This is a genomic window from Pseudomonas sp. NFX71 (assembly GCF_048079215.1).
In the GTDB taxonomy this organism is placed as follows: Bacteria; Pseudomonadota; Gammaproteobacteria; order Pseudomonadales; family Pseudomonadaceae; genus Aquipseudomonas; species Aquipseudomonas fluorescens_B.
This window is the reverse complement of the sequence record NZ_CP182230.1, coordinates 2,317,175-2,343,553: the sequence shown is the minus strand read 5'-3', so window position 1 is coordinate 2,343,553 and position 26,379 is coordinate 2,317,175. Positions and strand designations below refer to the sequence as shown.

26 protein-coding genes and 1 pseudogene are annotated in these 26,379 nt (G+C 60.8%); 21 read left to right on the top strand and 6 right to left on the bottom strand.

The features are described 5' to 3' along the window. Positions 1-128: 128 nt before the first annotated feature. From ACM1ZW_RS10870 to rpmE, 3 genes are all read right to left on the bottom strand, one after another. On the bottom strand, positions 129-1,397 hold the full coding sequence (locus ACM1ZW_RS10870; RefSeq protein WP_017336118.1) for a malic enzyme-like NAD(P)-binding protein: 1,269 nt from the start codon (positions 1,395-1,397) through the stop codon (positions 129-131). Positions 1,398-1,579: 182 nt separating this feature from the next. Beyond that, positions 1,580-2,380: a thermonuclease family protein gene (locus tag ACM1ZW_RS10865; RefSeq protein ID WP_416740520.1), complete on the bottom strand. Its 801-nt coding sequence runs from the start codon at positions 2,378-2,380 to the stop codon at positions 1,580-1,582. Positions 2,381-2,394: 14 nt separating this feature from the next. After that, positions 2,395-2,625, bottom strand: a complete 231-nt coding sequence (gene rpmE, locus ACM1ZW_RS10860; RefSeq protein ID WP_414879940.1) for a 50S ribosomal protein L31 — start codon at positions 2,623-2,625, stop codon at positions 2,395-2,397. A gap of 170 nt (positions 2,626-2,795) precedes the next feature. Here rpmE and ACM1ZW_RS10855 point away from each other — a divergent pair, with 170 nt between their 5' ends. The 10 genes from ACM1ZW_RS10855 to ACM1ZW_RS10810 all read left to right on the top strand — a co-directional run bounded on the left by ACM1ZW_RS10855 (position 2,796) and on the right by ACM1ZW_RS10810 (position 15,860). Then, complete coding sequence (locus tag ACM1ZW_RS10855) at positions 2,796-5,015, top strand: primosomal protein N' (RefSeq protein WP_017336115.1); 2,220 nt, start codon at positions 2,796-2,798, stop codon at positions 5,013-5,015. A 266-nt stretch (positions 5,016-5,281) separates the two neighbouring features. After that, entirely contained in the window at positions 5,282-7,018 is a 1,737-nt protein-coding gene (gene argS / locus ACM1ZW_RS10850; RefSeq protein WP_416740808.1) for an arginine--tRNA ligase, read from the top strand. 1 nt (position 7,019) lies between these two features. Beyond that, positions 7,020-7,718, top strand: coding sequence for an SPOR domain-containing protein (locus tag ACM1ZW_RS10845; RefSeq protein WP_017336113.1), 699 nt, complete (start codon positions 7,020-7,022; stop codon positions 7,716-7,718). Between the two features lie 288 nt (positions 7,719-8,006). Beyond that, complete coding sequence (gene hslV, locus ACM1ZW_RS10840) at positions 8,007-8,537, top strand: ATP-dependent protease subunit HslV (RefSeq protein ID WP_007899242.1); 531 nt, start codon at positions 8,007-8,009, stop codon at positions 8,535-8,537. Between the two features lie 55 nt (positions 8,538-8,592). Beyond that, positions 8,593-9,930, top strand: a complete 1,338-nt coding sequence (gene hslU / locus ACM1ZW_RS10835) for an ATP-dependent protease ATPase subunit HslU (RefSeq protein ID WP_017336112.1) — start codon at positions 8,593-8,595, stop codon at positions 9,928-9,930. A 193-nt stretch (positions 9,931-10,123) separates the two neighbouring features. After that, positions 10,124-10,504, top strand: a complete 381-nt coding sequence (locus tag ACM1ZW_RS10830) for a gamma-butyrobetaine hydroxylase-like domain-containing protein (RefSeq protein WP_017336111.1) — start codon at positions 10,124-10,126, stop codon at positions 10,502-10,504. Positions 10,505-10,764: 260 nt separating this feature from the next. Beyond that, the gene (gene phaC, locus ACM1ZW_RS10825; protein ID WP_414879939.1) at positions 10,765-12,444 is read left to right on the top strand and encodes a class II poly(R)-hydroxyalkanoic acid synthase; all 1,680 of its coding nucleotides are present in this window, start codon (positions 10,765-10,767) and stop codon (positions 12,442-12,444) included. Positions 12,445-12,528: 84 nt separating this feature from the next. Next, positions 12,529-13,383, top strand: a complete 855-nt coding sequence (gene phaZ / locus ACM1ZW_RS10820; protein ID WP_010464458.1) for a poly(3-hydroxyalkanoate) depolymerase — start codon at positions 12,529-12,531, stop codon at positions 13,381-13,383. 114 nt (positions 13,384-13,497) lie between these two features. Then, on the top strand, positions 13,498-15,180 hold the full coding sequence (gene phaC, locus ACM1ZW_RS10815; protein ID WP_416740519.1) for a class II poly(R)-hydroxyalkanoic acid synthase: 1,683 nt from the start codon (positions 13,498-13,500) through the stop codon (positions 15,178-15,180). A 59-nt stretch (positions 15,181-15,239) separates the two neighbouring features. Then, on the top strand, positions 15,240-15,860 hold the full coding sequence (locus tag ACM1ZW_RS10810; protein ID WP_017336107.1) for a TetR/AcrR family transcriptional regulator: 621 nt from the start codon (positions 15,240-15,242) through the stop codon (positions 15,858-15,860). Positions 15,861-15,988: 128 nt separating this feature from the next. Here ACM1ZW_RS10810 and ACM1ZW_RS10805 read toward each other — a convergent pair whose 3' ends face one another. The 3 genes from ACM1ZW_RS10805 to ACM1ZW_RS10795 form a co-directional block, all read right to left on the bottom strand. Beyond that, a complete protein-coding gene (locus ACM1ZW_RS10805; protein WP_414883468.1) occupies positions 15,989-16,870 on the bottom strand; it encodes a phasin family protein in 882 nt (293 codons plus the stop codon). Positions 16,871-16,880: 10 nt separating this feature from the next. Further along, positions 16,881-17,303 (bottom strand): phasin family protein, encoded by a 423-nt coding sequence (locus ACM1ZW_RS10800; protein ID WP_017336105.1) that lies wholly within the window; start codon positions 17,301-17,303, stop codon positions 16,881-16,883. Positions 17,304-17,581: 278 nt separating this feature from the next. Further along, positions 17,582-17,857, bottom strand: a complete 276-nt coding sequence (locus tag ACM1ZW_RS10795) for a polyhydroxyalkanoic acid system family protein (RefSeq protein WP_017336104.1) — start codon at positions 17,855-17,857, stop codon at positions 17,582-17,584. 155 nt (positions 17,858-18,012) lie between these two features. On the opposite strand from ACM1ZW_RS10795, the gene ubiE reads away from it, so the two are divergent. The 11 genes and pseudogenes from ubiE to ACM1ZW_RS10740 all read left to right on the top strand — a co-directional run bounded on the left by ubiE (position 18,013) and on the right by ACM1ZW_RS10740 (position 26,241). Continuing rightward, entirely contained in the window at positions 18,013-18,783 is a 771-nt protein-coding gene (ubiE, locus tag ACM1ZW_RS10790; RefSeq protein WP_007948968.1) for a bifunctional demethylmenaquinone methyltransferase/2-methoxy-6-polyprenyl-1,4-benzoquinol methylase UbiE, read from the top strand. Next, positions 18,783-19,406: a ubiquinone biosynthesis accessory factor UbiJ gene (locus ACM1ZW_RS10785; RefSeq protein WP_017336103.1), complete on the top strand. Its 624-nt coding sequence runs from the start codon at positions 18,783-18,785 to the stop codon at positions 19,404-19,406. Before ubiE ends, ACM1ZW_RS10785 begins: the two co-directional genes overlap by 1 nt. Further along, positions 19,403-21,007 (top strand): ubiquinone biosynthesis regulatory protein kinase UbiB, encoded by a 1,605-nt coding sequence (gene ubiB / locus ACM1ZW_RS10780; RefSeq protein WP_253435196.1) that lies wholly within the window; start codon positions 19,403-19,405, stop codon positions 21,005-21,007. Before ACM1ZW_RS10785 ends, ubiB begins: the two co-directional genes overlap by 4 nt. 80 nt (positions 21,008-21,087) lie before the next feature. Next, positions 21,088-21,489, top strand: a complete 402-nt coding sequence (gene hisI / locus ACM1ZW_RS10775) for a phosphoribosyl-AMP cyclohydrolase (protein WP_017336101.1) — start codon at positions 21,088-21,090, stop codon at positions 21,487-21,489. Continuing rightward, positions 21,482-21,814: a phosphoribosyl-ATP diphosphatase gene (locus ACM1ZW_RS10770; RefSeq protein ID WP_008047820.1), complete on the top strand. Its 333-nt coding sequence runs from the start codon at positions 21,482-21,484 to the stop codon at positions 21,812-21,814. Before hisI ends, ACM1ZW_RS10770 begins: the two co-directional genes overlap by 8 nt. A gap of 25 nt (positions 21,815-21,839) precedes the next feature. Then, positions 21,840-22,118, top strand: a complete 279-nt coding sequence (locus ACM1ZW_RS10765; RefSeq protein ID WP_017336100.1) for a twin-arginine translocase TatA/TatE family subunit — start codon at positions 21,840-21,842, stop codon at positions 22,116-22,118. 10 nt (positions 22,119-22,128) lie between these two features. Next, the gene (tatB, locus tag ACM1ZW_RS10760; protein WP_017336099.1) at positions 22,129-22,590 is read left to right on the top strand and encodes a Sec-independent protein translocase protein TatB; all 462 of its coding nucleotides are present in this window, start codon (positions 22,129-22,131) and stop codon (positions 22,588-22,590) included. After that, entirely contained in the window at positions 22,587-23,381 is a 795-nt protein-coding gene (tatC, locus tag ACM1ZW_RS10755) for a twin-arginine translocase subunit TatC (RefSeq protein ID WP_008025235.1), read from the top strand. Before tatB ends, tatC begins: the two co-directional genes overlap by 4 nt. Beyond that, positions 23,378-24,085: a 16S rRNA (uracil(1498)-N(3))-methyltransferase gene (locus tag ACM1ZW_RS10750; RefSeq protein WP_017336098.1), complete on the top strand. Its 708-nt coding sequence runs from the start codon at positions 23,378-23,380 to the stop codon at positions 24,083-24,085. The genes tatC and ACM1ZW_RS10750 overlap by 4 nt, the downstream gene beginning before the upstream one ends. 239 nt (positions 24,086-24,324) lie before the next feature. Continuing rightward, positions 24,325-25,335, top strand: a pseudogene (locus tag ACM1ZW_RS10745) (methyl-accepting chemotaxis protein); the annotation flags it as partial. Positions 25,336-25,368: 33 nt separating this feature from the next. Then, complete coding sequence (locus ACM1ZW_RS10740; RefSeq protein WP_416740807.1) at positions 25,369-26,241, top strand: methyl-accepting chemotaxis protein; 873 nt, start codon at positions 25,369-25,371, stop codon at positions 26,239-26,241. Positions 26,242-26,379: the final 138 nt, after the last annotated feature.

Below are 26,379 nucleotides of genomic sequence, written 5' to 3'. Positions count from 1 at the left end.
GGGGCTTTTTATCGCCTGTCGTTTCTACGCTGTATGACGCGGCCTCTTCGCGGGCGATACAAAGGCCCAGATGCAAAAAGGCCCCGACTCATACGAATCGGGGCCTCTGATCGAAGCGCTACAACGGCTTAGCCGTTGAACACGTCATCCACGCTTTTCAGCGGGTAGTTCTTCGGATACGGCAGGGTGGCCACACCGGTCTCGATCGCAGCCTTGGCCACGGCATCGGAGATCAGGGTGATCAGACGGGCATCCATTGGTTTCGGGATGATGTACTCACGGCCGAACTCCAGTTTGATGCCGCCGTAGGCGTCGCACACTTCCTGAGGAACCGGCAGTTTGGCCAGTTCACGCAGGGCGTTGGCCGCCGCCACTTTCATCTCTTCGTTGATGCGCTTGGCGCGAACGTCCAGGGCACCACGGAAGATGAACGGGAAGCCCAGTACGTTGTTGACCTGGTTCGGGTAGTCCGAACGGCCGGTGGCCATGATCACGTCGTCACGGGTAGCGTGAGCCAGTTCCGGGGCGATTTCCGGATCCGGGTTCGAGCACGCGAATACGATCGGGTTGGCCGCCATGGACTTCAGGCCTTCAGCGCTCAGCAGGTTCGGGCCGGACAGGCCAACGAACACGTCCGCGCCTTGCAGGGCATCTGCCAGGGTGCGCTTGTCGGTCGCGTGAGCGAAGACAGCCTTGTACTGGTTCAGGTCGTCACGGCCGGAGTGGATCACACCGGTACGGTCGACCATGTAGATGTTTTCGATGTTGGCGCCCATGCTCACCAGCAATTTCATGCAGGAGATGGCGGCAGCACCGGCGCCCAGGCAGACGATCTTGGCGTCGGCGAGGGTTTTGCCAGCGATTTCCAGGGCGTTGATCATGCCGGCAGCGGTCACGATCGCGGTGCCGTGCTGGTCATCGTGGAACACTGGAATGTCGCACTGCTCGATCAGAGCACGTTCGATCTCAAAGCACTCAGGCGCCTTGATGTCTTCCAGGTTGATGCCACCGAAGGTGATGGAGATACGCTTAACGGTGTCGATGAAGGCTTGCGGGCTTTCGGAATCGACTTCGATGTCGAATACGTCGATGCCGGCGAAGCGCTTGAACAGCACGCCTTTACCTTCCATCACGGGCTTGGAAGCCAACGGGCCGAGGTTGCCCAGGCCCAGAATCGCGGTGCCATCGGAAATGACTGCAACCAGGTTGCCTTTGCCGGTGTATTTGTAGGCCAGTTCAGGGTCGCGAGCGATTTCGCGTACTGGTTCGGCTACGCCGGGGCTGTAGGCCAGCGACAGGTCGCGGGCGGTAGCGGTGGCCTTGGTGAGCTCGACACTCAGCTTACCTGGACGAGGATGGGCGTGATATTCGAGAGCGGCAGTTTTCAGATCAGACATGGGGGCATTCCGCTTTTACTGTTGGACAGACTGGTCAGCGAGGATACGCGCCTCGCAAAGTCCCCACAAGACTGACCAGTCACCCCTGTCAAGCGCCCGGCCCTACGACTTTGGGCCAAGAGCCACGGAACATAAGGGATAGACTGTTCACAATCGACATAAAAAATGTCTACAATTTTTTATCAGGGCGTCGCTTGCAGCATCGCCGGATCGGTCAGAGGCAGGAGCCAGCGCGCCTGCCCCTGTTTCAATCCGCCACGGCGGGAACGGTCCACCACCCAGCCACGTGCCTCGATCTGCTTGCCCTTCAGGCGCTCCAGCGCCGCGACGTCGAACTGCCCCAGTAAATTGGGTGCAACTCGCAGTACAAGCGAATCCTGCAACTCGATCCAAACGCCGCCGCGATTGCGCTGAACCTTGCTCACACGCCCACTGACCACGGCGAAACCGGACGCGTTGATCTGCTCCGCTTTCAGTACAGGTGACTGACGCCAAACGCCGAGCCCGGCCTGTCGCGCACTGTGTTCTGCCGCTTGCTGACAGGTGACCAGATCGACATTCGGCGCGACCGCCACCTGAAACCCAAGGCCCTCAGCGAGCATCTGCGCTTCGAGGTTGACGCCATCGGCGCCATAGAGGTGTGCAAGGGTGCGACCGTAGTGATCCTTGCTCTCTTTACCCGGGAGCACGCCGACCCGCCCTTCGCTGGCAGCCACCAAGGCTTCCAGACGTTTGCGCGCCGCCACGGCGAACGGCTCGTCGGAGCGGCCCTGCTTGCCCAGCTCCGGCGTATTCAAGCCAATCATGCGCACACTGCGGCCATCGCTCAGGCGCACTGTGTCGCCATCCACCACGCGTTGCACCGCGACCGACGCCAGCCCACTCGGCACAGGGCAGAAGGCCTGGGCGCCCGAGAACCAAATCGCGGACACAAAAAAGGCGCCCACGAGGGACGCCTTTTTCATTAGCAAGGTAAAGCCCATGGGGCTTTCGAACCTTACTCTGCTGCAGCAACAGGCTTCTTGCCGAAAGCACCGAAGCGGTCTGCGAAGCGCTGTACACGGCCGCCAGTATCCAGAGTCTTCTGCTTACCGGTGTAGAACGGGTGGCACTCGTTGCATACGTCGATCGCCAGAGGCTTGGCCAGGTTCGAACGAGTTTCGAACTTGTTGCCACAGCTGCAGGTAACTGCGGTGATTTCGTATGTTGGATGGATATCGGCTTTCATGATGAATTCCTCAGGCTAGCGTGCCGCCACTCAACACCATTGTTGAATACCGCACGTAATTAGGCCGCGGATTCTACCAGACAATCTCAATCACGCAAGCTGTCGCTGAGACCGACCGTCTGCTAGGCTCCCGGCCTTCCTCACCGCTCAATCATCGAGAAAATAGCCGCGTGCCCGACGCCATTCTGCGCCTCGCCCTGCCTTCGCCCCTGCGCCGCCTGTTCGATTACCGCGCCCCTGCCGGGGTCCTGCGCGACCAGTTGCAACCGGGCATGCGCTTGCGGGTGCCGTTCGGCCGGCGGGAGATGATCGGGATTCTGGTGGAGGTCACCGACACCAGTGAAGTACCGGCAGAAAAACTCAAACCGGCCCTGGCCCTGCTCGACGCCACACCGCCCTTGCCACCCGCATTATTCAAGCTGTGCCTGTGGACCTCTCAGTATTATCAGCACAGCCTCGGCGACACCTTGAGCTGGGCGCTGCCGGTGTTGTTGCGTCAGGGTGAGCTGGCCGAAGCGCGCCAGGAACGTTTCTGGTCCGCCGCGCCTGGCGCCAGCCTCGATGACCCGCGTATCGCCCGCGCCCCGCGTCAGCGTGAAGCGCTGGCGACACTGGCCCAGCATCCCCACGGCGTCGCTCATCAATTGCTGAGCAAACTGATGCTGAGCAAGGACAGCCTCGACCTGCTGCTGGCCAAGGACCTGGTGCAAGTCGAAATCCGCAAGCACGCTCCCGGCGCGCGCCACGAGCATTGGCTGGCGCAACCCGAGTTGCCGCTCAACCCTGAGCAACGCGCCGCTTATGAAGCGATTCGCGCCGGGTTCGACAGTTATCACGCGTTCCTGCTGGCCGGCGTCACCGGCAGCGGCAAGACCGAAGTCTATTTGCAGCTGATTCGTGAAACCCTCGAAGCCGGCAAGCAAGCACTGGTGTTGATCCCGGAGATCAACCTCGGCCCGCAAACCCTGGCGCGCTTCGAGCAACGCTTCAATGCACGAATTGCGCTGATCCACTCGGCGGTCAACGACCGCGAGCGTCTTGAAGCCTGGCTCGCCGCCCGGGATGGCGACGCCGACATTATTATCGGCACCCGCTCGGCGCTGTTCACACCGATGAAAAATCCCGGCCTGATCATCATCGACGAAGAGCACGACGGCTCCTATAAACAGCAGGAAGGCCTGCGCTATCACGCCCGCGACCTGGCATTGGTGCGCGCACGACAGGAAAACATCCCGATCGTGCTCGGCTCTGCCACGCCTTCGCTGGAAAGCCTGCACAACGCCTACACCGGTCGGTACGGCCTCCTACGGCTGAACGAGCGGGCGGGCGGCGCGAAGCAACCGCGCTTCCTTCGCCTGGATGTGAAAAGTCGCCCGCTCGACAGCGGTATTTCCGGGCCAATGCAGCAAGCCATTGGCCAGACACTCGCAGCCGGCCAACAAGTGTTGGTGTTTCTCAACCGTCGAGGTTTCGCGCCGACGCTGTTGTGCCACGACTGTGGCTGGATGTCCGAATGCCAGCGCTGCGATGCGCGGATGACCGTGCACCAGCGCTCCGGCGAACTGCGCTGCCACCATTGCGGCTACGTCGAACGCGTGCCCCGGCACTGTCCGAAATGCGGCAAGGTCGACTTGCGACCCGTCGGCGCCGGCACCGAACGTGCCGAAGAACGCCTGGCCATCCTGTTTCCGGACGTGCCGGTGCTGCGGGTCGACCGCGACAGCACATCGCGCAAGGACGCGATGAATCAGTTGTTCGCGACCATTCAGAAGGGTCAGCCATGCATTCTGGTGGGCACGCAGATGCTTGCCAAAGGGCATCACTTTCCACGAGTAACGCTGGTGTCGATTCTCGATGCCGACGGCGGATTGTTCTCCGGCGACTTCCGCGCCAGCGAGCGCATGGCGCAACTGATCGTTCAGGTGGCCGGACGTGCGGGCCGGGCTGAAGAGCCGGGCAAGGTGATTATCCAGACGCATCTGGCGGATCATCCGCTGCTGGTGCAATTGACCGAACAAGGTTACTTCGCCTTTGCCGAGCAGGCGCTGAGCGAGCGGCGTTCTGCCGGTTTGCCGCCATTTGCACATTTGGCGCTGCTGCGGGCGGAAGCGCACAAACCGGGGCAGGCGGAAGGGTTTCTGGATGAAGCATGCAGTGAGGCTGAACGGTTGCTGGCCGAACAGAACCTGACCGGGATCGAGCTGCTAGGGCCAGTGCCGGCGCCGATGGAACGCCGGGCCGGGCGTTATCGCGCGCAGTTGTTACTGCAAGCGACGGCGCGGGCGCCGCTGCATCGGTTACTGGCCAATTGGTTGCTGGTACTGGAGCAGATGCCGAGCGGGCGGGCGGTGCGCTGGTCGCTGGATGTCGACCCTGTAGATTTATACTGAAACCCAGTGGCGAGTAAGCTTGCTCCCGCTCGATTGCGAAGCGGCCGCAAACTGCCAACCGAGAACCGCCAGACAGATTAAGGCGACTGATTTAGGACCGCTACGCGCCCCAGCGGGAGCAAGCTCCCTCGCCACAAGGGAATCATCCGCCGTAAGTCCGCAATGAACCTACAATGGTTGGCAAGCCCGCCTTCGCAACGGATAATGCCCAGTTTTTCCACCAGCGCATCGAAGCGCCGCCGCGCTTGCGGTCGAAAGAGAAGACCATGAAAGACACCATTCGCCAGCTGATCCAACAAGCCATCACCCAACTCGTCAACGAAGGTGTGTTGCCTGAAGGCCTGTCGCCGGCGATCCAGGTGGAAAACTCCCGCGACAAGAAGAACGGCGATTTCGCCAGCAACATCGCCATGATGCTGGCCAAGCCTGCCGGCATGAAGCCGCGGGATCTGGCCGAAAAAATCATCGCTGCACTGCCGGCCGACGAGAACGTCACCAAGACCGAGATCGCCGGCCCTGGCTTCCTGAACTTCTTCCAGAACACCCAGGCCCTGGCTACGCGCCTCGACGCCGCTTTGGCCGACGAGCACGTCGGCGTACGCAAGGCCGGCCCGGTGCAACGCACGGTTGTCGATCTGTCCGCACCGAACCTGGCAAAAGAGATGCACGTCGGTCACTTGCGCTCGACCATCATCGGCGACGGCGTGGCCCGCGTGCTGGAATTCCTCGGCGACGAAGTGATCCGCCAGAACCACGTGGGCGACTGGGGCACCCAGTTCGGCATGTTGATGGCGTACTTGCAGGAAAACCCGATCACCAGCGACGAGCTGTCGGACCTGGAAAACTTCTACCGCGCCGCCAAGCAACGCTTCGACGAATCCGAAGAGTTCGCCGACCGCGCCCGTGGCCTGGTGGTCAAGCTGCAAGCCGGCGACCCGGACTGCCTGGCGCTGTGGACCAAGTTCAAGGACATCTCGCTGTCCCACTGCCAGAAAATCTACGAACTGCTGAACGTCAAACTGACCATGGCCGACGTGATGGGCGAAAGCGCCTACAACGACGACCTGATCAACGTGGTCAACGACCTCAAGGCCGCCGGCCTGCTGGTCGAGAGCAACGGCGCGCAGTGCGTGTTCCTCGACGAATTCAAGAACGCCGACGGCGACCCGCTGCCGGTGATCATCGTCAAGGCGGATGGCGGCTACCTCTATGCGACCACCGACCTGGCGGCCGTGCGTTACCGCAGCGGCAAGCTGAAGGCTGATCGCGCGCTGTATTTTGTCGACCAGCGCCAGGCCCTGCACTTCCAGCAAGTGTTCGCGGTCGCCCGCAAGGCCGGCTTCGTGACGCACCCGATGGAAATGGAACACATGGGCTTCGGCACCATGAATGGCGCCGATGGCCGTCCGTTCAAGACCCGTGATGGCGGCACCGTGAAGCTGATCGACCTGCTGACCGAAGCCCAGGAACGCGCCTACACCCTGGTGAAGGACAAGAACCCGGAGCTGGCCGAGGCCGAGCTGCGCAACATCGCCAAGGTCGTGGGCATTGGCGCGGTGAAATACGCCGACCTGTCCAAGCACCGCACCAGCGACTACAGCTTCAACTTCGACCTGATGCTGAACTTCGAAGGCAACACCGCGCCGTACCTGCTGTACGCGTATACCCGCGTGGCGGGCGTGTTCCGCAAGCTCGGCAAGGACTTCAGCGAAGTCGAAGGGCAGATCGTCCTGGAAGCCGCGCATGAACATGAGCTGGCTGCCAAACTCGCGCAATTCGGTGAAATACTGAACAACGTGGCCGAGAAAGGCACCCCGCACATCCTCTGCACCTACCTGTACGACGTTGCCGGCCTGTTCTCCAGCTTCTACGAGAACTGCCCGATCCTCAGCGCTGAAACCCCGGCGCAAATGCAAAGCCGCCTGCGCCTCGCCGCGCTGACCGGCCGCACTCTCAAGCAAGGCCTGGAACTCTTGGGTCTGGAAACTCTGGAGCGTATGTAAGTTGGCTGCCAAGAAAAAACCTGCACCCAAGCGTGGCGCCAGCCGTTACCAAGCTCCTGCAAAGCAACCGATTCCGGGCTGGCTGTGGATGGCCATCGGCCTGACGGTCGGCGCGTTCATTGTGTTCCTGATGAAGCTGGAACCGGGCAAGGGTAGCGAGAGCGTCAAGCGCGAGAAGATCGAGCAGCAGAAAGCCAGCAAGATCGCCGAGGCCAACAAGACCCCGCCGAGCCCGACGCAACCGGTGAAGCCGAAGTACGACTTCTACACCCTGCTGCCGGAATCGGAAGTGATCGTGCCGCCGGATGCCGTGCCGGAGAAAACGCCGCCGACGCCGGCTGTACCGACCACGCCGGTCACACCAGCGGAAGCAGCGAAAATCGACACTGCGCGCGCTCAAGCGGCATTGGCCGGCATCACCCCGCCACCGCCGCCACCCGTGGCCAAGGCCGCGCCGGTGACCAAGTTTTTCCTGCAGGCCGGCTCGTTCCGCAAGGAAGCCGATGCCGACAAGGTGCGTGCGCAGATCATCTTGCTCGGTCAGGCGGTGGCGGTTGAATCCGGCACGGTCAAAGACGAGACCTGGTATCGCGTTTTGGTTGGACCGTTCAGCAACCGCGAACAACTGACCACCGCGCAGAAGCAACTGGCCGGCGCGGGCTTCAGCAACCTGTTGTTACAACAACGCCAGAACCGCTGATTCCCCCGGGACACAACCTACTTTGTGGCGAGGGAGCTTGCTCCCGCTGGAGTGCGAAGCGCTCCCAATTCAGCCATCGCGGCTTATAGACAAACCGCGATGGCCGGATTTACGACTGCTTCGCAGCCGAGCGGGAGCAAGCTCCCTCGCCACAGGTATTCGCTCCAAGCCTTTTTTGCGAGCTGCACACCGCTCGTCCCCCGCCATACCCCGCAGTTGAAAAACGCTCCACCACCCCCATATGAGTTGGCATAAGGCATTTTCGCCCCGCTGCGTGGAGACTCTCCCTTGACCACCATCGTTTCAGTTCGCCGCCACGGCAAAGTCGTCATGGGCGGCGACGGCCAGGTTTCTCTCGGTAATACCGTGATGAAAGGCAACGCGAAGAAAGTTCGTCGCCTGTACCACGGCCAGGTTATCGCCGGTTTTGCCGGGGCCACCGCTGACGCCTTCACCCTCTTCGAGCGCTTCGAAGGCCAGCTCGAGAAACATCAAGGTCACCTGGTTCGCGCCGCCGTCGAACTCGCCAAAGAATGGCGCACCGACCGCTCCCTCAGCCGCCTCGAAGCCATGCTCGCGGTCGCCAACAAAGACGCGTCCCTGATCATCACCGGCAACGGCGACGTGGTCGAACCCGAAGAAGGCCTGATCGCCATGGGTTCCGGTGGCGGTTACGCCCAGGCCGCCGCCAGCGCGCTGCTGAAGAAAACCGATCTGTCCGCCCGCGAAATCGTCGAAACCGCGCTCGGCATCGCCGGCGACATCTGCGTATTCACCAACCACACCTTCACCATTGAGGAGCAGGACCTCGCCGAGTAAGCCTGTTCCGGCCTTAGCGCCACGGCTCACTTTTGCTTGAGGACCGCCAATTACTATGTCCATGACTCCCCGTGAAATCGTCCACGAACTCAATCGTCACATCATCGGCCAGGACGATGCCAAGCGCGCCGTCGCCATCGCGCTGCGCAACCGCTGGCGCCGGATGCAGCTGCCGGAAGAACTGCGCGTTGAAGTCACACCCAAGAACATCCTGATGATCGGCCCGACCGGTGTCGGTAAAACCGAGATCGCCCGTCGCCTGGCCAAACTGGCCAACGCGCCGTTCATCAAGGTCGAAGCGACCAAGTTCACCGAGGTCGGCTACGTCGGTCGCGACGTCGAGTCGATCATTCGTGATCTGGCTGACGCCGCTATCAAGCTGCTGCGCGAACAGGAAATGACCAAGGTTCGCCACCGCGCCGAAGACGCCGCCGAAGAGCGCATCCTCGACGCCCTGCTGCCACCGGCGCGCATGGGTTTCAGCAACGATGACACCCCGTCGGCCGACTCCAACACCCGCCAGCTGTTCCGCAAGCGCCTGCGCGAAGGTCAGCTGGATGACAAGGAGATCGAAATCGAAGTCGCCGAAGTGGCCGGCGTCGATATCTCCGCGCCACCGGGCATGGAAGAAATGACCAACCAGCTGCAAAGCCTGTTCGCCAACATGGGCAAGGGCAAACGCAAGAGCCGCAAGCTCAAGGTCAAGGAAGCGCTGAAGCTGGTGCGCGACGAAGAAGCCAGCCGCCTGGTCAACGATGAAGAGTTGAAGGCCAAGGCGCTGGAAGCGGTCGAGCAGCACGGCATTGTGTTCATCGACGAAATCGACAAGGTGGCCAAGCGCGGTAACTCCGGTGGCGTCGACGTGTCTCGTGAAGGCGTACAGCGCGACCTGCTGCCGCTGATCGAAGGCTGCACCGTCAACACCAAACTGGGCATGGTCAAGACCGACCACATCCTGTTCATCGCTTCCGGCGCATTCCACTTGAGCAAGCCGAGCGATCTGGTGCCTGAGTTGCAAGGTCGTCTGCCGATCCGTGTCGAGCTGAAAGCGCTGACACCGGAAGATTTCGAACGCATTCTCAGCGAGCCGCACGCGTCCCTCACCGAGCAATATTGCGCACTGCTGAAAACCGAAGGCCTGGCCATCGAGTTCCAGCCGGACGGCATCAAGCGCATCGCCGAGATCGCCTGGCAGGTCAACGAGAAGACCGAGAACATCGGTGCCCGTCGCCTGCACACCTTGCTTGAGCGACTGCTCGAAGAGGTGTCGTTCAGCGCCGGTGACCTGGCCAGCGCCCACGACGGCAAGGTGATCCTGATCGACGCCGACTACGTCAACAGCCACCTGGGCGAATTGGCGCAGAACGAAGACCTGTCCCGTTATATCCTGTAAGCAACATTCTGTGTGAGCGGGCTCCTGTGGCGAGGGAGCTCGCTCCCGCTGGGTCGCGAAGCGGCCCCGAATTCGGCGAATGCTGTCTGTCAGCAAAACCCGTTCGCCGGATTTACGACTGCTGCGCAGCCGAGCGGGAGCAAGCTCCCTCGCCACAGGATCACCCGCCACCCTCAAGACGGATGACCGGCCCATGACGACCCAACTCCCCACCGACATCAAGCTGCACAAAGCCTCGAAAACCCTGTCGCTGAAATACGCGTCCGGCGAGGAGCATCACTTGCCCGCCGAGTTCCTGCGCGTGCACTCTCCTTCCGCCGAGGTCCAGGGCCACGGCAAACCTATCCTGCAATTTGGCAAGATCGGCGTAGGCCTGACCAAGGTAGAACCGGCCGGTCAGTACGCACTGAAATTGACCTTCGACGATGGCCACGACAGCGGCCTGTTCACCTGGGATTACTTGTACCAGTTGGGCGTGCGTCAGGAGGATCTCTGGAACGATTATCTTGCCGAACTGAAAGCGGCCGGAAAGACCCGCGACCCGAACGAGTCTGTCGTCAAGCTGATGCTCTAGCCCAGGCTTCTTGCGCTTTAGAGGGCATTTTCTAATTTCATCTGTTTGAATGCTTGGCCGCGAGGCCAGTCATTGGCCTGCTTGCGAAAAAAATTAAACTCGGGTAACCAATGGAGCTGGCAAGTTCCCTGCAGTGCTCTCTGCGAACGAAAAAGCAGCGATGCAGAATTAACGGTCACCCGAGCAGTAGTACCTGGCATTGGCTGTGTACCTACACAGCTGGACCCTGGTACTCGTCTCAGGACAATGGAGCGTCGTAGATGAGTAACAAGAATAACGATGACTTGAAGTATCAGGCCTCGGAAAACACCCTGGGGCTGAATCCTGTCGTTGGGCTGCGTGGAAAGGATCTACTGGCTTCTGCTCGAATGGTGCTCAGGCAGGCCATCCGGCAACCGATTCATAGCGCCAGGCATGTCGCTCATTTCGGCCTTGAACTCAAGAACGTGCTCTTCGGCAAGTCCGAGCTGCAACCGACCAGCGATGACCGTCGCTTCCACGATCCGGCCTGGAGCCAGAACCCGCTCTACAAACGTTATCTGCAAACTTACCTGGCGTGGCGCAAGGAACTCCACGACTGGATCGACGACAGCAACCTCGGGCCCAAGGATGTGGCACGCGGGCATTTCGTGATCAACCTCATGACCGAGGCCATGGCCCCGACCAACAGTGCGGCCAACCCGGCGGCGGTCAAACGTTTCTTCGAAACCGGTGGCAAGAGCCTGCTCGACGGCCTCTCGCACCTGGCCAAGGATCTGGTGCACAACGGCGGTATGCCGAGCCAGGTCAACATGGGCGCGTTCGAAGTCGGCAAGAGCCTGGGCGTGACCGAAGGCGCCGTGGTCTTTCGCAACGACGTGCTGGAGCTGATCCAGTACCGGCCGACCACCGAGCAGGTGCACGAGCGCCCGTTGCTGGTGGTGCCGCCGCAGATCAACAAGTTCTATGTATTCGACCTCAGCCCGGACAAAAGCCTGGCGCGTTTTTGCCTGCGCAATCACGTGCAGACTTTCATCGTCAGCTGGCGCAACCCGACCAAGGAGCAACGCGAGTGGGGTCTTTCGACCTACATCGAAGCGCTCAAGGAAGCGGTCGACGTGGTCACCGCGATCACCGGCAGCAAAGACGTGAACATGCTCGGCGCCTGCTCGGGCGGCATCACCTGCACCGCGCTGCTGGGCCACTACGCCGCGATCGGCGAGAAGAAGGTCAACGCCCTCACCTTGCTGGTGAGCGTGCTGGACACCACCCTGGACAGCGACGTGGCCCTGTTCGTCGACGAGCAGACCCTCGAAGCCGCCAAGCGTCATTCCTATCAGGCCGGTGTGCTGGAAGGCCGTGACATGGCGAAGGTGTTCGCCTGGATGCGGCCCAACGATCTGATCTGGAACTACTGGGTCAACAACTACCTGCTCGGCAACGAGCCGCCGGTGTTCGACATTCTGTTCTGGAACAACGACACCACACGGTTGCCCGCCGCATTCCACGGCGACCTGATCGAGATGTTCAAAAACAACCCGCTGATTCGTCCGGACGCACTGGAAGTGTGCGGCACGCCGATTGATCTGAAACAGGTCACGGCGGACATCTATTCCCTGGCCGGCACCAACGACCACATCACCCCGTGGAAGTCCTGCTACAAATCGGCGCAACTGTTCGGTGGCAAGGTTGAGTTCGTGTTGTCCAGCAGCGGGCATATCCAGAGCATTCTGAACCCGCCGGGCAATCCGAAATCACGTTACATGACCAGCACCGAGATGCCGGTGAAGGCCGAGGACTGGCAGGAAAATTCCACCAAGCACACCGATTCCTGGTGGCTGCACTGGCAGGCCTGGCAAGCGGAACGTTCGGGCGAACTGAAAAAAGCTCCGACAAAACTGGGCAACAAGGCTTACCCCGCGGGTGAAGCTGCACCAGGCACTTACGTACATGAGCGGTAAATGACACACCCTGATCCGCTGCAGGAGCGGAGCCTGCTCAGCGCCTGCAGCGGATCGGGATAATTAACCCACAGGGCTTGAAGCATGCCGCAACCGTTCATTTTTCGTACCGTCGACCTGGATGGCCAGACCCTCCGCACGGCGGTACGCCCCGGCAAGCCTCACTTGACGCCCTTGCTGATTTTCAATGGCATCGGCGCCAACCTGGAGCTGGTGTTTCCGTTCGTCGCGGCGTTGGACCCGGACCTCGAAGTCATCGCTTTCGATGTCCCGGGTGTTGGCGGCTCGTCGACACCGAACCGGCCGTATCGTTTTCCGGGCCTGGCCAAACTCACGGCACGGATGCTCGATTATCTCGATTACGGGCAAGTCAACGTGATCGGTGTGTCGTGGGGCGGCGCCCTCGCCCAGCAGTTTGCCTACGACTATCCCGAGCGCTGCAAAAAACTGGTGCTGGCGGCGACGGCGGCAGGTGCGGTGATGGTGCCGGGCAAGCCGAAAGTGCTGTGGATGATGGCCAGTCCACGGCGCTACATCCAGCCCTCTCACGTGATTCGCATTGCGCCAATGATCTACGGCGGCTCGTTCCGACGCGATCCGACACTCGCCGCCAGCCATGCGGCAAAGGTGCGTTCGGCCGGCAAGCTCGGTTACTACTGGCAGCTGTTCGCCGGCCTCGGCTGGACCAGCATTCACTGGCTGCACAAGATCAACCAGCCGACGCTGGTGCTGGCAGGTGACGATGATCCTCTGATCCCGCTGATCAACATGCGCATGCTGGCCTGGCGGATTCCCAATGCTCAGTTGCACATCATCGATGACGGGCATCTGTTCCTGATCACCCGCGCCGAGGCCGTGGCGCCGATCATCATGAAATTCCTCGAGGAAGAACGGCAGCGCGCCGTGATGCATCCGCATCCGGCGCCATTGGGCGGTTAGCCGACTCATCGTCGGTCGGCAGGACGCCGCGCCGCGCAACAACCCGTTACAGCGTCTATGGTGTTCTGGTTCGGTGTATTTGTTTTAGGCCTGAAGACGAAGGAGTGTTGATTCATGCGCGAAAAACCAACGAAGGAGTTTCTGCCCACTCCCGCCGCGTTCATCAACGCACAGAGTGCGATTACCGGCCTGCGTGGTCGGGATCTGCTGTCAACCCTGCGCAGTGTTGCCGCCCATGGTTTGCGCAACCCGGTGCACAGCGCCCGACACGCCTTGAAGCTGGGCGGTCAATTGGGGCGGGTGTTGCTGGGCGAAACCCTGCACCCGACCAACCCGCATGACAGTCGCTTCGCCGACCCGGCCTGGAGCCTCAATCCGTTTTATCGCCGCAGCCTGCAGGCGTACCTGAGTTGGCAGAAGCAGTTCAAAAGCTGGATCGACGAAAGCAACATGAACCCGGACGATCGCGCCCGCGCCCACTTCGCGTTCGCCTTGCTCAACGATGCGGTGTCACCGTCCAACACCCTGCTCAATCCGCTGGCGATCAAGGAGATCTTCAACTCCGGCGGCAACAGCCTGGTGCGCGGCATCGGTCATCTGGTCGATGATTTCCTGCACAACGACGGCCTGCCCAGGCAAGTCACCAAGCAGGCGTTCGAGGTCGGCAAAACGGTCGCCACCACCACCGGCTCCGTGGTGTTTCGCAATGAGCTGCTGGAGCTGATCCAGTACAAGCCGATGAGCGAGAAGCAGTATTCCAAACCGCTGCTGGTGGTGCCGCCACAGATCAACAAGTACTACATTTTCGACCTGAGCCCGAGCAACAGCTTCGTTCAGTTTGCCCTGAAAAACGGCCTGCAGACCTTCATGATCAGTTGGCGCAACCCGGATGTGCGTCATCGCGAATGGGGCCTATCGACGTACGTCGAAGCCGTCGAAGAAGCGATGAATGTGTGCCGGGAGATTACCGGTGCCCGGGACGTGAATCTGATGGGCGCTTGCGCTGGCGGGCTGACCATCGCCGCGCTGCAAGGCCATTTGCAAGCCAAACGACAATTGCGCAGGGTATCCAGCGCAACCTATCTGGTGAGCCTGCTCGACAGTCAGATGGAGAGCCCCGCGACCCTGTTCGCCGACGAACAGACACTGGAAGCGGCCAAGCGTCGGTCATATCAGAAAGGCGTACTGGATGGCCGCGACATGGCCAAGGTCTTCGCCTGGATGCGCCCCAACGATTTGATCTGGAGCTACTTCGTCAACAACTACCTGCTGGGCAAGGAGCCGCCGGCGTTCGACATTCTCTACTGGAACAACGACAACACGCGTCTGCCGGCGGCCTTTCACGGTGACCTGCTGGACTTCTTCAAGCACAACCCGCTGAGTCATCCAGGGGGTCTTGAAGTGTGCGGCACGCCGATCGATTTGCAGAAAGTCACGGTCGACAGCTTCAGCGTGGCCGGCATCAACGACCACATCACCCCATGGGATGCCGTGTACCGCTCGACCCTGCTGCTGGGTGGCGAGCGGCGCTTCTTGCTGTCCAACAGCGGGCATGTGCAGAGCATCCTCAACCCGCCTTCCAACCCGAAAGCCAACTTCATCGAAAGCACAAAACTGAGCGGCGATCCCCGGGCCTGGTATTACGACGCCAAACAAGTCGACGGCAGTTGGTGGACGCAGTGGCTGGGCTGGATCCAGGAACGCTCGGGCACACAGAAAGAAACCCACATGGCGCTCGGCAACCAGAACTATCCACCGATGGAGGCAGCACCCGGTATTTACGTGCGCGTGCGCTGACGCTCAACACACCACGGCCGGCATCGACCGTGGCATGACCTGATCATTAAGAAGACTGGATGAAAACCCGCGACCGGATCCTCGAATGTGCCCTGCAGTTGTTTAACCAGAAGGGCGAACCGAACGTCTCCACCATGGAAGTTGCCAACGAAATGGGCATCAGCCCGGGCAACCTCTACTACCACTTCCACGGCAAGGAACCGCTGATTCTCGGGTTGTTCGAACGTTTCCAGGCGGAACTCGCGCCGCTGCTCGATCCGCCGTCCGACGTGGAACTGGCCCCTGAAGACTATTGGCTGTTTCTGCATTTGATCGTAGAGCGCCTGGCTCATTACCGGTTTCTATTCCAGGACCTGTCGAACCTCGCCGGGCGGTTGCCGAAACTGGCCAAAGGAATACGCAATCTGCTCAATGCACTGAAGCGCACGCTGGCTTCATTGCTGGCGCGGCTGAAGGCTCAAGGGCTGTTGGTCAGCGACACGCAGGCGCTGGGGCAACTGGTGGAGCAGATCACCATGACGCTGCTGTTCTCGCTGGACTATCAGCGGATTCTGGATCGTGAGGGTGAAGTGAGACTGGTGGTGTACCAGATCATGATGCTGGTGGCGCCGCATCTGCTGCCGCCGATCAAGGTTGCGACTGAACAGCTGGCGCTGCAATACCTCGAAGAACACGAATAACCCCCGAACACCGCGGCCCCTGTGGGAGCCAGCCTGCTAGCTCCCACAGGGGCCGTGGTGTTTGCAGAATCGTGCACAAACAAAAACGCCCGACCTTTACAGGCCGGGCGTTTTTTTGAGCCCTGGAATCAGGACTGACTGGTTGGCGTCGATGGAGCTGGCGCAGCAGTCGGGGTTGCAGCAGGGGTCGGCGCGGAAGCGGAGTTCGATGCGCTTACAGTCGACGGGGTTGCCGGTTTGGCGGCAGCCACTGCTGGTTTGGGTGCAGCGGCTTTCGGCGCTGCCGGTTTTTTCACTGCTGGCTTCTTCGCTGCGGCAGGTTTTGCCGCTGGCTTGGCTGCCGGTTTGGCGGCTGCGGTTTTCGCTGCAGGCTTGGCGGCAGGCTTGGCGGCTGGTTTAGCTGCGGCTTTGGCGGCGACCGGTTTGGCCGCTGGCTTGGCTGCGGCAGGTTTGGCAGCAGCCGTTTTGGCAGCAGGCTTGGCCGCTGCTTTTGCAGCGGGTTTGGCAGCCGGTTTAGCGGCTGCTTTTGCCAGTGGCTTGGCAGCCGTTTTAGCAGCAGGTTTGGCCGCTGCGGTTTTCGCCGCAACAGGCGCAACCTTGGCACCGGTGAGTCGTTCGATTTGCTTGGTCAGGGTATCGACCTTGCTGTGCAGCGCTTTCACTTCATTACGGCTTGGTACGCCCAGACGCGAAATGGCGCTGTTCAGGCGCTTGTCGAAAGCGCCTTCCAGCTCATCCCACTTGCCCAGCGCACGATCTTTCACGCCACTGATGCGCGACTTGGCCGAGGAAGCGGAGTCCTTGACGTCGTCGACTTTTTTGCCAACTGCGTTCTTGGTGAGCTTCTCGGCTTTCTCGCCGTCTTTGACCAATGCATCGAAGAGCTTGCTGCCGTCAGTGTCGATCTTCGAGTACACGCCTAAACCAGCCAGCCAGATTTTGCGGGAGTAGTCTTCGACTTTCCCAATCCACGAGCTGCCTTCTTTTTCGGTGTTCTTTTTACCAGCCATCCCGTTCTCCTTAAGATTTACGCGCGACGCGTTCGAGCAATGCCGTCAGCTCATCGAGCTTAGCAGAGAGTGTCTCAACGTCATGTTTAGACGGAATGCCGATACGATTCAAGGCACTTGCAACACGCGAGTCGAAAGCCTTCTCGACCTTGTCGAGTTGAAGTTCGACCTTGCCTTTGAATGTGCTTACTTCACTCTTGGCTTCATCGATCTCGGCGTTAGCGGCTTCAAGTTTCTCGGAGACTACTTTTTTTCCTTTGGTTTCAACGGTTTGACCCGCTTTTACCAGCTCTTGAAAATACTCGCTGCCCTCTTGGCCGACCTTGGTGTAGGCACCCAGGCCTGCCAGCCAGATCTTGCGGGCATAGGATTTGACGTCGCTCAGAGCGGTTGTCGAAGCGTCGATTTTTTTCTTCAAAATAACTTTGGCCATGGTGCACCTCACGCGCAGAAGGTTTGAGGAACTGCCCGCGAAAGTGTCGGGCTCAGGCACAAAGTAGGGAGAAAAATTAGAAACGGCACCCTAACAACTGACATAAACAGGTGCTGCATGACCGAGATCAATTGTGGCGAGGGCGCTTGCTCCCGCTCGACTGCGCAGCAGTCGAAAACAGGCGAACCGAATGTCCCTGAGAATATGCAGTGCCAGTGTTGGGGGCGCTTCGCACCCCAGCGGGAGCAAGCTCCCTCGCCACAGGTATCGGCTCGATCTCAGGCGAGGGCTTTATCGAGGGCCTTTTCGATTTCCGATTTGATCATGCCGCTCATGGCCGACATCATCAGGCCCAACTCCACATCGACGCGGATCGAATCTTCGCTGACATGCACTGCGCCTTTCACCCCGGAACGCTTGAGGTTCAGGGTATCGCCAGACCACTGCGGCTCCAGGCCATATTGATCGGACAGCTTCTGCGCCAACTGGTCGGCCTTCTCGCGGGCCGCTTCCTTGCCCAGGCCGTGGGCACGCTCAACACTAATACGGGCCATCGAATGACTCCTGCTTTATGGATACTTTCCTGAAGCATCTTGACCGCTGCTGCGGCAAAACGTCCCGGCGGTTGCCTATCTTACCTTCAGCCTTGCCAAGACAAAGCAGGCCACCGGGATTAGAATGTCCCGCATTCTCTTCTGGTGACAGCGATATGACTGATCAGCGCAAAGGCAGCGATGCCGAACCCACCACTCACTTCGGTTTCAAAAACGTTCCGGAAAGCCAAAAAGCGGAAAAAGTCGCTGAGGTTTTCCACTCGGTAGCCGCCAAGTACGACTTGATGAACGACCTCCTGTCGGGCGGCATGCACCGCTTGTGGAAGCGTTTCGCGATCGAGCTGTCGGGCGTGCGCACCGGCAACCGCGTGCTGGACATCGCCGGTGGCACCGGCGACCTGACCAAGAAATTCTCGCACCTCGTGGGCCCGACCGGCCAGGTGGTGTTGGCCGACATCAACGAATCCATGCTCAAGGTCGGTCGTGACCGCCTGCTGGATCTCGGCGTGGCCGGCAACGTCGAATTCGTCCAGGCCGATGCTGAAAAGCTGCCGTTCCCGGACAACCACTTCGACTGCGTGACCATCGCTTTCGGCCTGCGCAACGTCACGCATAAAGAAGACGCCCTGCGCTCGATGCTGCGTGTACTCAAGCCGGGTGGCCGTTTGCTGGTGCTGGAGTTCTCCAAACCGACCAACGCGCTGATGTCCAAAGCTTACGACGCCTACTCGTTCGCCTTCATGCCACTGATGGGCAAGCTGATCACCAACGACTCGGAAAGCTATCGCTACCTGGCCGAATCGATCCGCATGCACCCGAACCAGGAAACCCTGAAGTCGATGATGGTCGAGGCCGGTTTCGATCGCGTGACCTATCACAACATGACCGCAGGCATCGTCGCCCTGCACCGCGGCATCAAACCCTGATGCTGCTGGCCGGCCTGCTCGCCAGCGTTGAACTCGGTCTGAACCGGGTGCTGCGTCTCGACAGCACGGCGCTGCCGCGGCTGGCGCATTTGAGCGGCAAGGTGATTGCCGTCGACTGCCGCAGCCCGGCGCTGCAACTGTTCATTTTGCCCAGCGACGAAGGCTTGATGCTGGCCTCTCACTGGGAAACCGGCGCCGACTGCACCTTGCGTGCACCGGCCTCCAGCCTGTTGAAACTGGCGATGAGCAAGGACAAGACCTCGGTCCTGCATGGCCCTGAAGTTGAACTCGACGGTGACAGCGGCGTGTTGCTGGAGCTGGCGGCGATCCTTCAGGACCTCGAGCTGGACTGGGAGTACGAACTCTCGCGCTGGCTCGGCCCCGTCGCCACTTCCCTGGTCGGCGGTCACCTGCGCAGCCGCGCACGCTGGTATCAGCAAGGGTTCGCCAGCCTCAATCAGAACCTGGGCGAATACCTGGCCGAAGAATCGCGCACCCTCGTCGGTCAGCGCGAAGCCGAAGCCCGTTTCAGTGAACTGGACCAGATCAAACTCGATCTGGAACGTCTCGAGGCGCGTTTCGAGCGCCTTTCCCGATCCCTCGACCCAAGCGATAACGCATGAAGCTGCTTGCCGTCCGCCGTTTGTTGCGCATCCAGCGCGTTGTGATTCGCTACCGCCTCGATGACCTGCTGTTCGCCCTGCCGCTGCCGTGGTTTCTGCTGGCGCTGCGCTACGCCTTGCCGTGGCGCTGGTTCCCGCGCAAGACGCTGGACCTGAGCCGTGGCGCCCGATTGCGCCTGGCGCTGCAGGACCTGGGGCCGATTTTCATCAAGTTCGGGCAGATCCTGTCCACCCGCCGCGACCTGCTGCCGGAAGACATTGCCGACGAGCTGATGAAGCTGCAGGACCGCGTGCCGCCGTTCGATTCGCAAGTGTCGATCAAGCTGATCGAAGAACAGCTCGGCAAGAAAATCAGTGAAGTGTTCAGCCGCTTTGACGTCGAACCGCTGGCTTCCGCTTCGGTGGCGCAGGTGCATGCCGCGCAGCTGAAAACCGGTGAAGAGGTCGTCGTCAAAGTCATCCGCCCGGGCCTGAAGCCGATCATCGCCCAGGACCTGGCGTGGCTGTTCATCCTCGCCCGCGCCGCGGAAAAGCTCTCGGCCGATGCACGCCTGCTGCACCCGGTGGACGTGGTCAGCGACTACGAAAAAACCATCTACGACGAACTCGACCTGCTGCGCGAGGCGGCCAACGCCAGCCAGTTGAAACGCAACTTCGATGGCTCGCCGTTGCTGTACGTGCCGCAAGTCTATTGGGACTGGTGCCGGCCGAAAGTGCTGGTGATGGAGCGCATCTACGGGATTCAGGTGACCGATCTGGCGACCCTCGCCGATCAACGCACCGACATGAAAATGCTCGCCGAGCGCGGCGTGGAAATTTTCTTCACCCAGGTGTTCCGGGACAGTTTCTTCCACGCCGACATGCACCCCGGCAACATCTTCGTCAGCACCGTCAACCCGTGGAGCCCGCAATACATTGCGATCGACTGCGGCATCGTCGGCAGCCTGACCCCGGAAGACCAGGATTACCTGGCGCGCAACCTGTTCGCGTTCTTCAAGCGTGATTACCGTCGTGTGGCGCAACTGCACATCGATTCGGGCTGGGTGCCGGCGGAAACCAAACTCAACGAATTCGAAGCGGCGATCCGCACGGTGTGCGAGCCAATCTTCGAAAAACCGTTAAAAGATATTTCATTCGGCCAAGTGCTGATGCGCCTGTTCCAGACCGCTCGACGCTTCAACATGGAAGTGCAGCCGCAGCTGGTGCTGCTGCAAAAAACCTTGTTGAACATCGAAGGCCTGGGCCGTCAGTTGTACCCGGACCTCGATTTGTGGAATACCGCCCAACCGTTCCTCGAACGCTGGATGCGTGAACGCGTCAGCCCCAAGGCCTTGCTCGGCAACGTGCAGAGCCAGTTCGAGCAACTGCCGCACCTGGCCAACATGGCGCGGGATCTGCTCGAACGCATGTCCCAGCCCCACGCCTACGACCCGCCGCCACCGTGGCATCGGCGCCGGGACGACTGGTTCCTGCGGCTGCTCGGCACAGCCCATCTGGCCGGCGGCGCAATACTCGCCGTTGGCGGGCCGCTGAATGAACTGGCTTACTGGCCGGCCGGGATCATGATGGCCGTCGGTTTGTATCTGGTCGTTCGCCGATAGCCAGTTGTGTGATCCACTGGCACACTGTTTGAACGTTGGGCCCTGCTAATGAAGTGCGGGGCCCGCTGTCGGAGTCGAAGATGAAAAACTGGCTGGACGAGATCAAGTGGGACGCCGATGGCCTGGTGCCGGCAATTGCCCAGGATCACAAGACCGGGCGCGTCCTGATGATGGCCTGGATGAACCGTGAAGCGCTGGAACTGACCGCTGCCGAAAACCGTGCCATTTACTGGTCACGTTCCCGTGGCAAGCTGTGGCGCAAGGGCGAAGAGTCCGGTCACGTGCAAACCCTGCATGAGATGCGCCTGGACTGTGACGCCGACGTGATCATCCTGATGGTCGAGCAGATCGGCGACATTGCCTGCCATACCGGCCGTCAAAGCTGCTTCTACCGCGTCTTCGAGAACGGCGACTGGAAAACCGTCGATCCGGTCCTGAAAGACCCGCACGCTATCTATTGCGCAGGACACACCCATGAGTGACACCCTGACCCGACTGGCCGAGGTACTGGAAGAGCGCAAAGGCGCCGCCGCCGACAGCTCGTATGTCGCCAGCCTGTACCACAAGGGCTTGAACAAGATTCTGGAAAAAGTCGGCGAAGAGTCGGTCGAGACCATCATTGCCGCCAAGGACGCCGCCATCAGCGGTGACTGCAGCGACGTGATCTACGAGACTGCCGACCTTTGGTTCCACAGCATGGTCATGCTTGCCCAACTGGGGCAGCATCCACAGGCTGTACTCGATGAACTGGACCGTCGTTTCGGTCTGTCCGGACACGCCGAGAAAGCCTCGCGCCCGTCCGCCTGAACAATTATTAGAGAGGAGCAGCAACATGGGCATTTTTGACTGGAAACACTGGATCGTCATCCTGGTTGTTGTCGTTCTGGTGTTCGGCACCAAGAAACTGAAAAACCTCGGCACTGACGTGGGCGAGTCGATCAAGGGCTTTCGCAAAGCCATGAACGATGAAGACAAGCCGGTTGACCCGACTGTGACCCCGGCCCAACCGGTGCCACCGGTTCAGCCACAGACCACACAGTCCGTGAACCAGCCGCACACCATCGACGTGCAGGCGCAAAAAGTCGAAGAGCCGATCCGCAAAGACGTGTGAGCACTGACTAATGTTTGGTATCAGCTTCTCTGAACTGCTGCTCGTCGGCCTCGTGGCCCTGCTGGTGCTGGGCCCCGAACGTCTGCCGGGGGCTGCGCGCACGGCCGGCCTGTGGGTCGGGCGCCTGAAGCGCAGCTTCAACGCGATCAAACAGGAAGTTGAACGTGAAATCGGTGCCGACGAGATTCGTCGGCAACTGCACAACGAGCACATCCTGTCGCTGGAGCAGGAGGCACGGAAAATCTTCACGCCGACCCAGCAGGAGGCTACGCCGGTTCAGCCGGTTGAACCTGTGGCGGAGCAGACGATTCATGCACCGATTGCAGAAGCTGCACCTGTCGCGGCACCAACGGAAACGGTGAAAACTGTTGAACCGGCAGCGGCTGTCGCATCCGTAGAACCTGTTGCTCCTGCCGCCGCGCCGACAACGCCGGCCCCTCACGACACCACTTTGCCGCCGCGAGTCTCATGAGCGATCTCCCAGAAAACGACCAGCACATGCCGCTGGTTTCGCACCTCACCGAGTTGCGTACCCGTCTGCTGCGCTGCGTAGCGGCGATCTTCATCATCTTCGCCGGGTTGTTCGCCTTCACCCAGCAGATCTACACCTTCGTCTCGACGCCGTTGCGCCAGTACCTGCCGGTGGGCGCGACGATGATCGCCACCGACGTGTCGTCGCCGTTTTTGACGCCGCTGAAACTGACCATGATGGTGTCGCTGTTCCTGGCAATCCCTGTGATCCTGCATCAGATCTGGGGCTTCATTGCGCCGGGCTTGTACAAACATGAAAAACGCATCGCCGTACCCTTGCTGGTATCGAGCATCATGCTGTTTTACGCCGGCATGGCGTTCGCCTACTACCTGGTGTTCCCGCTGATCTTCAAATTCTTCGCCGCCGCCACCCCGGCCGGCGTGGAGATGATGACCGACATCAGCAGCTACCTCGATTTCGTCATGACGCTGTTCTTCGCCTTCGGTGTGGCGTTCGAGATCCCGGTGGCCGTGGTGCTGCTGGTCTGGATCGGCGTGGTCGACGTCAAATACCTGAAGAAAATCCGCCCGTACGTGATCATTGGCTGCTTCGTGGTCGGCATGATCCTGACGCCACCGGACATCTTTTCGCAGACGCTGCTGGCCGTACCGATGTGGCTGCTGTTTGAAATCGGCATCCTGTTCGGCGGCCTGATCAGCAAGCGCGGCGACCACCCGGACGACCAACCGGTCGACGATCACAACGACCAGCCGCCAGCGACCCAAGCGTGAACCTGCTGCTCCTCGAAGAGGCCGATTTCATTGCGGCCGACCGAGTGGTCCTGCGCGATCGCCGGTTGACTCACATGCAGGAAGTTCACCGCTGTGAAGTGGGTGACAGCCTGCGCGTCGGGCGTATCGGCGGCCTGATGGGTTCGGCCGAAGTGCTGCGTCTGGACAGCGATGAAGCCGAACTGCGCGTCACCCTCGACCAACCACCACCGGCCAAGCTGCCGCTGACCCTGGTATTGGCGCTGCCGCGGCCCAAAATGCTCCGTCGGGTGTTTCAGACCGTGGCGGCCATGGGTGTGCCGCGAATCGTGCTGGTAAACAGCTACCGCGTCGAGAAGAGCTTCTGGCAGACCCCGTTTCTCGAACCTGAAGCGATTCGCGAGCAACTGATCCTCGGCCTCGAGCAGGCAAGAGATAGCGTGTTGCCTGAAATTGTCATCGAAAAACGCTTCAAACCGTTCGTCGAAGATCGACTGCCCGCGATCACCGAAGGCACCCTCGGTCTGGTCGGTCACCCCGGCAATTACCCGCCCTGCCCCCGCGGCCTGGACGAACCGGTGACCCTGGCCATCGGCCCGGAAGGCGGCTGGATTCCCTACGAAATCGATTTACTCGGCAAATCCGGCCTGCAACCAGTGCAGCTCGGCGAGCGCATCCTGCGCGTCGAGACTGCCGTCACTGCGTTGCTTGCACGCCTGTTCTAATCCGGTCCCCGAGCTTCGCTCCAAACCCCGTGGCGAGGGAGCTTGCTCCCGCTCGAAGCGGCCACCGCATTTAATCCCCAATATCGCGGCGACTGTTTTACGCCGGCTGCGCCGCCGAGCGGGAGCAAGCTCCCTCGCCACAGGTTAACCAAGCCAAACTCGTGCTGCGCCTACAGATTTCCGCCCGCCAGCCGATACACCTCCCATAAAACCAACTTGTGGTCCGTGGGAGTTGCAGCATGTACCGATGGCTAGCCGAGAAACTGGGGAACGTCAGCGTCAATCGCAAACTGGGTGTCGGCTTCGGTCTGGTGCTGCTTCTGACGGTGTTGATCACCGCTACCGGCTGGACTGGCCTGGGTAATGTGATCAGTCGCGGCGACAAGCTGGGATTCATTTCCAGCCTCAATGAGCTGACCAAGGATTTGCGCCTGGCCCGTCTGGATTACGAGATGCGCCGCGGCGAACAAGGTCCGGGCGCCGTCAACGACCTGCTCGGCCAACTCGATACCGGACTGAAAACCGCGCGCACGTTGATCGAACAACCGGCCGACGTAGCGATGATCGACCAGCAATTGACCGCCGTCAGCGAATATAAACTAGCCTTCGCCGCCATGACCCAGGCCGGCGCCAGCCGCGAAGACGCTCGCAGTAAACTCGGCGCCAACGCCGACAACGCTGTGGCGCGAGTCACTGAAGTCGAGAAGTCCCTGCTGCAAGGCGACAACGTGGCTGACTTCAACAACGTGGTGGAAGTCAGCAAGCTGCTGCAACAAGCCCGCTATCAGGTTCGCGGCTACACCTATAGTGGCAAGGCCGATGCCGAACAACCGGCGCTGGATGCCATCGCCAACGCGTTGAACAGCCTCGAAAGCCTTCCATCGAAACTGCCGCAGCAGCACACCGCCAATCTGCAACAGGCCAGCGAAGCGCTCAAAGCCTACCGAGCCGCGGTCACTCAGTTCCGTGACTCGCAGGTTGCGACGGCTGATGCCCTGAAACGCATGGCCGCGCAAGGCGACATCCTGCTCGGAGTCAGCAAGAAACTCACCGCCTCACAAACCGTCGTGCGTGACACCGATGCGGCACACGCCAGGAACATGCTGTTGCTGGCCACTTCCCTGGCGCTGGTCTTCGGCCTCTTCGCGGCGTGGGCGATCACACGGCAGATCGTCATTCCATTGAGCCAGACACTGAAAGTGGCCGAGCGCATTGCCGCCGGCGACTTGACCCACAACCTCGTTTCCGAGCGCCACGATGAACTCGGTCAACTCCAGCGCGCCATGCAGAACATGACCCTGGGTCTGCGCGAATTGATCGGCGGCATCAGCGATGGCGTTACGCAAATCGCCAGCGCTGCCGAAGAACTGTCCGCAGTGACCGAGCAGACCAGCGCCGGGGTCAACAGCCAGAAGGTCGAGACCGACCAGGTGGCGACCGCGATGAACGAAATGACCGCCACCGTGCAGGAAGTCGCGCGTAACGCCGAAGAGGCCTCTGAAGCGGCTCTGGCCGCCGATCAGCAGGCCCGCGAAGGTGACAAGGTCGTTGGCGAAGCCATCGCGCAGATCGAGCGTCTGGCCCTGGAAGTCGGCAACTCCACCGAAGCCATGGGTCACCTGAAACGCGAAAGCGACAAGATCGGCAGCGTGCTCGACGTGATCAAATCCGTGGCCCAGCAAACCAACCTGCTGGCGCTCAACGCCGCGATCGAAGCCGCCCGCGCCGGTGAAGCAGGGCGTGGTTTCGCGGTGGTCGCCGACGAGGTCCGCAGCCTGGCCCAACGCACCCAGAAGTCCACCGAAGAAATCGAAGAGCTGATCGTCGGTCTGCAAAGCGGCACCCAGCAAGTCGCGACCATCATGGACAACAGCCGCAGCCTGACCGACAGCAGCGTCGAACTGACCCGCCGTGCCGGTGGCTCGCTGGAAAGCATCACCCGCACCGTGTCGGCGATCCAGTCGATGAACCAGCAGATCGCCGCAGCGGCCGAACAGCAGAGCGCGGTAGCCGAAGAGATCAACCGTAGCGTGCTGAACGTGCGCGATGTGTCCGAGCAGACCTCGGCCGCCAGTGAAGAGACCGCGGCCTCCAGCGTCGAGTTGGCGCGGCTGGGGACGCATTTGCAGACGCTGGTGGGCAGGTTCAAGGTTTGAGGTGATGTGCATGCCTCGGTCCGCTTGGAACCGAGTTGATGCAATCGCCAGCAGGCTGGCTCCCACAGGAGAATGCATTTCAGTGTGGGAGCCGGCCTGCTGGCGATGAGGCGCGACGCGGTCTGTCTGACCGGCCTT

Coding starts and splice junctions, on each gene's coding strand:
- phaC (WP_414879939.1), top strand. CDS start 10,765: ATGAGTAACAAGAATAACGATGACTTGAAGTATCAGGCCTCGGAAAAC.
- argS (WP_416740808.1), top strand. CDS start 5,282: ATGAAAGACACCATTCGCCAGCTGATCCAACAAGCCATCACCCAACTC.
- rpmE (WP_414879940.1), bottom strand. CDS start 2,625: ATGAAAGCCGATATCCATCCAACATACGAAATCACCGCAGTTACCTGC.
- ACM1ZW_RS10770 (WP_008047820.1), top strand. CDS start 21,482: ATGAGTGACACCCTGACCCGACTGGCCGAGGTACTGGAAGAGCGCAAA.
- tatB (WP_017336099.1), top strand. CDS start 22,129: ATGTTTGGTATCAGCTTCTCTGAACTGCTGCTCGTCGGCCTCGTGGCC.
- ACM1ZW_RS10805 (WP_414883468.1), bottom strand. CDS start 16,870: ATGGCTGGTAAAAAGAACACCGAAAAAGAAGGCAGCTCGTGGATTGGG.
- ACM1ZW_RS10795 (WP_017336104.1), bottom strand. CDS start 17,857: ATGGCCCGTATTAGTGTTGAGCGTGCCCACGGCCTGGGCAAGGAAGCG.
- phaZ (WP_010464458.1), top strand. CDS start 12,529: ATGCCGCAACCGTTCATTTTTCGTACCGTCGACCTGGATGGCCAGACC.
- ubiB (WP_253435196.1), top strand. CDS start 19,403: ATGAAGCTGCTTGCCGTCCGCCGTTTGTTGCGCATCCAGCGCGTTGTG.
- phaC (WP_416740519.1), top strand. CDS start 13,498: ATGCGCGAAAAACCAACGAAGGAGTTTCTGCCCACTCCCGCCGCGTTC.
- hisI (WP_017336101.1), top strand. CDS start 21,088: ATGAAAAACTGGCTGGACGAGATCAAGTGGGACGCCGATGGCCTGGTG.
- ACM1ZW_RS10830 (WP_017336111.1), top strand. CDS start 10,124: ATGACGACCCAACTCCCCACCGACATCAAGCTGCACAAAGCCTCGAAA.
- ACM1ZW_RS10810 (WP_017336107.1), top strand. CDS start 15,240: ATGAAAACCCGCGACCGGATCCTCGAATGTGCCCTGCAGTTGTTTAAC.
- ACM1ZW_RS10870 (WP_017336118.1), bottom strand. CDS start 1,397: ATGTCTGATCTGAAAACTGCCGCTCTCGAATATCACGCCCATCCTCGT.
- ubiE (WP_007948968.1), top strand. CDS start 18,013: ATGACTGATCAGCGCAAAGGCAGCGATGCCGAACCCACCACTCACTTC.
- ACM1ZW_RS10800 (WP_017336105.1), bottom strand. CDS start 17,303: ATGGCCAAAGTTATTTTGAAGAAAAAAATCGACGCTTCGACAACCGCT.
- ACM1ZW_RS10740 (WP_416740807.1), top strand. CDS start 25,369: ATGCAGAACATGACCCTGGGTCTGCGCGAATTGATCGGCGGCATCAGC.
- hslU (WP_017336112.1), top strand. CDS start 8,593: ATGTCCATGACTCCCCGTGAAATCGTCCACGAACTCAATCGTCACATC.
- ACM1ZW_RS10865 (WP_416740520.1), bottom strand. CDS start 2,380: ATGGGCTTTACCTTGCTAATGAAAAAGGCGTCCCTCGTGGGCGCCTTT.
- tatC (WP_008025235.1), top strand. CDS start 22,587: ATGAGCGATCTCCCAGAAAACGACCAGCACATGCCGCTGGTTTCGCAC.
- ACM1ZW_RS10765 (WP_017336100.1), top strand. CDS start 21,840: ATGGGCATTTTTGACTGGAAACACTGGATCGTCATCCTGGTTGTTGTC.
- ACM1ZW_RS10785 (WP_017336103.1), top strand. CDS start 18,783: ATGCTGCTGGCCGGCCTGCTCGCCAGCGTTGAACTCGGTCTGAACCGG.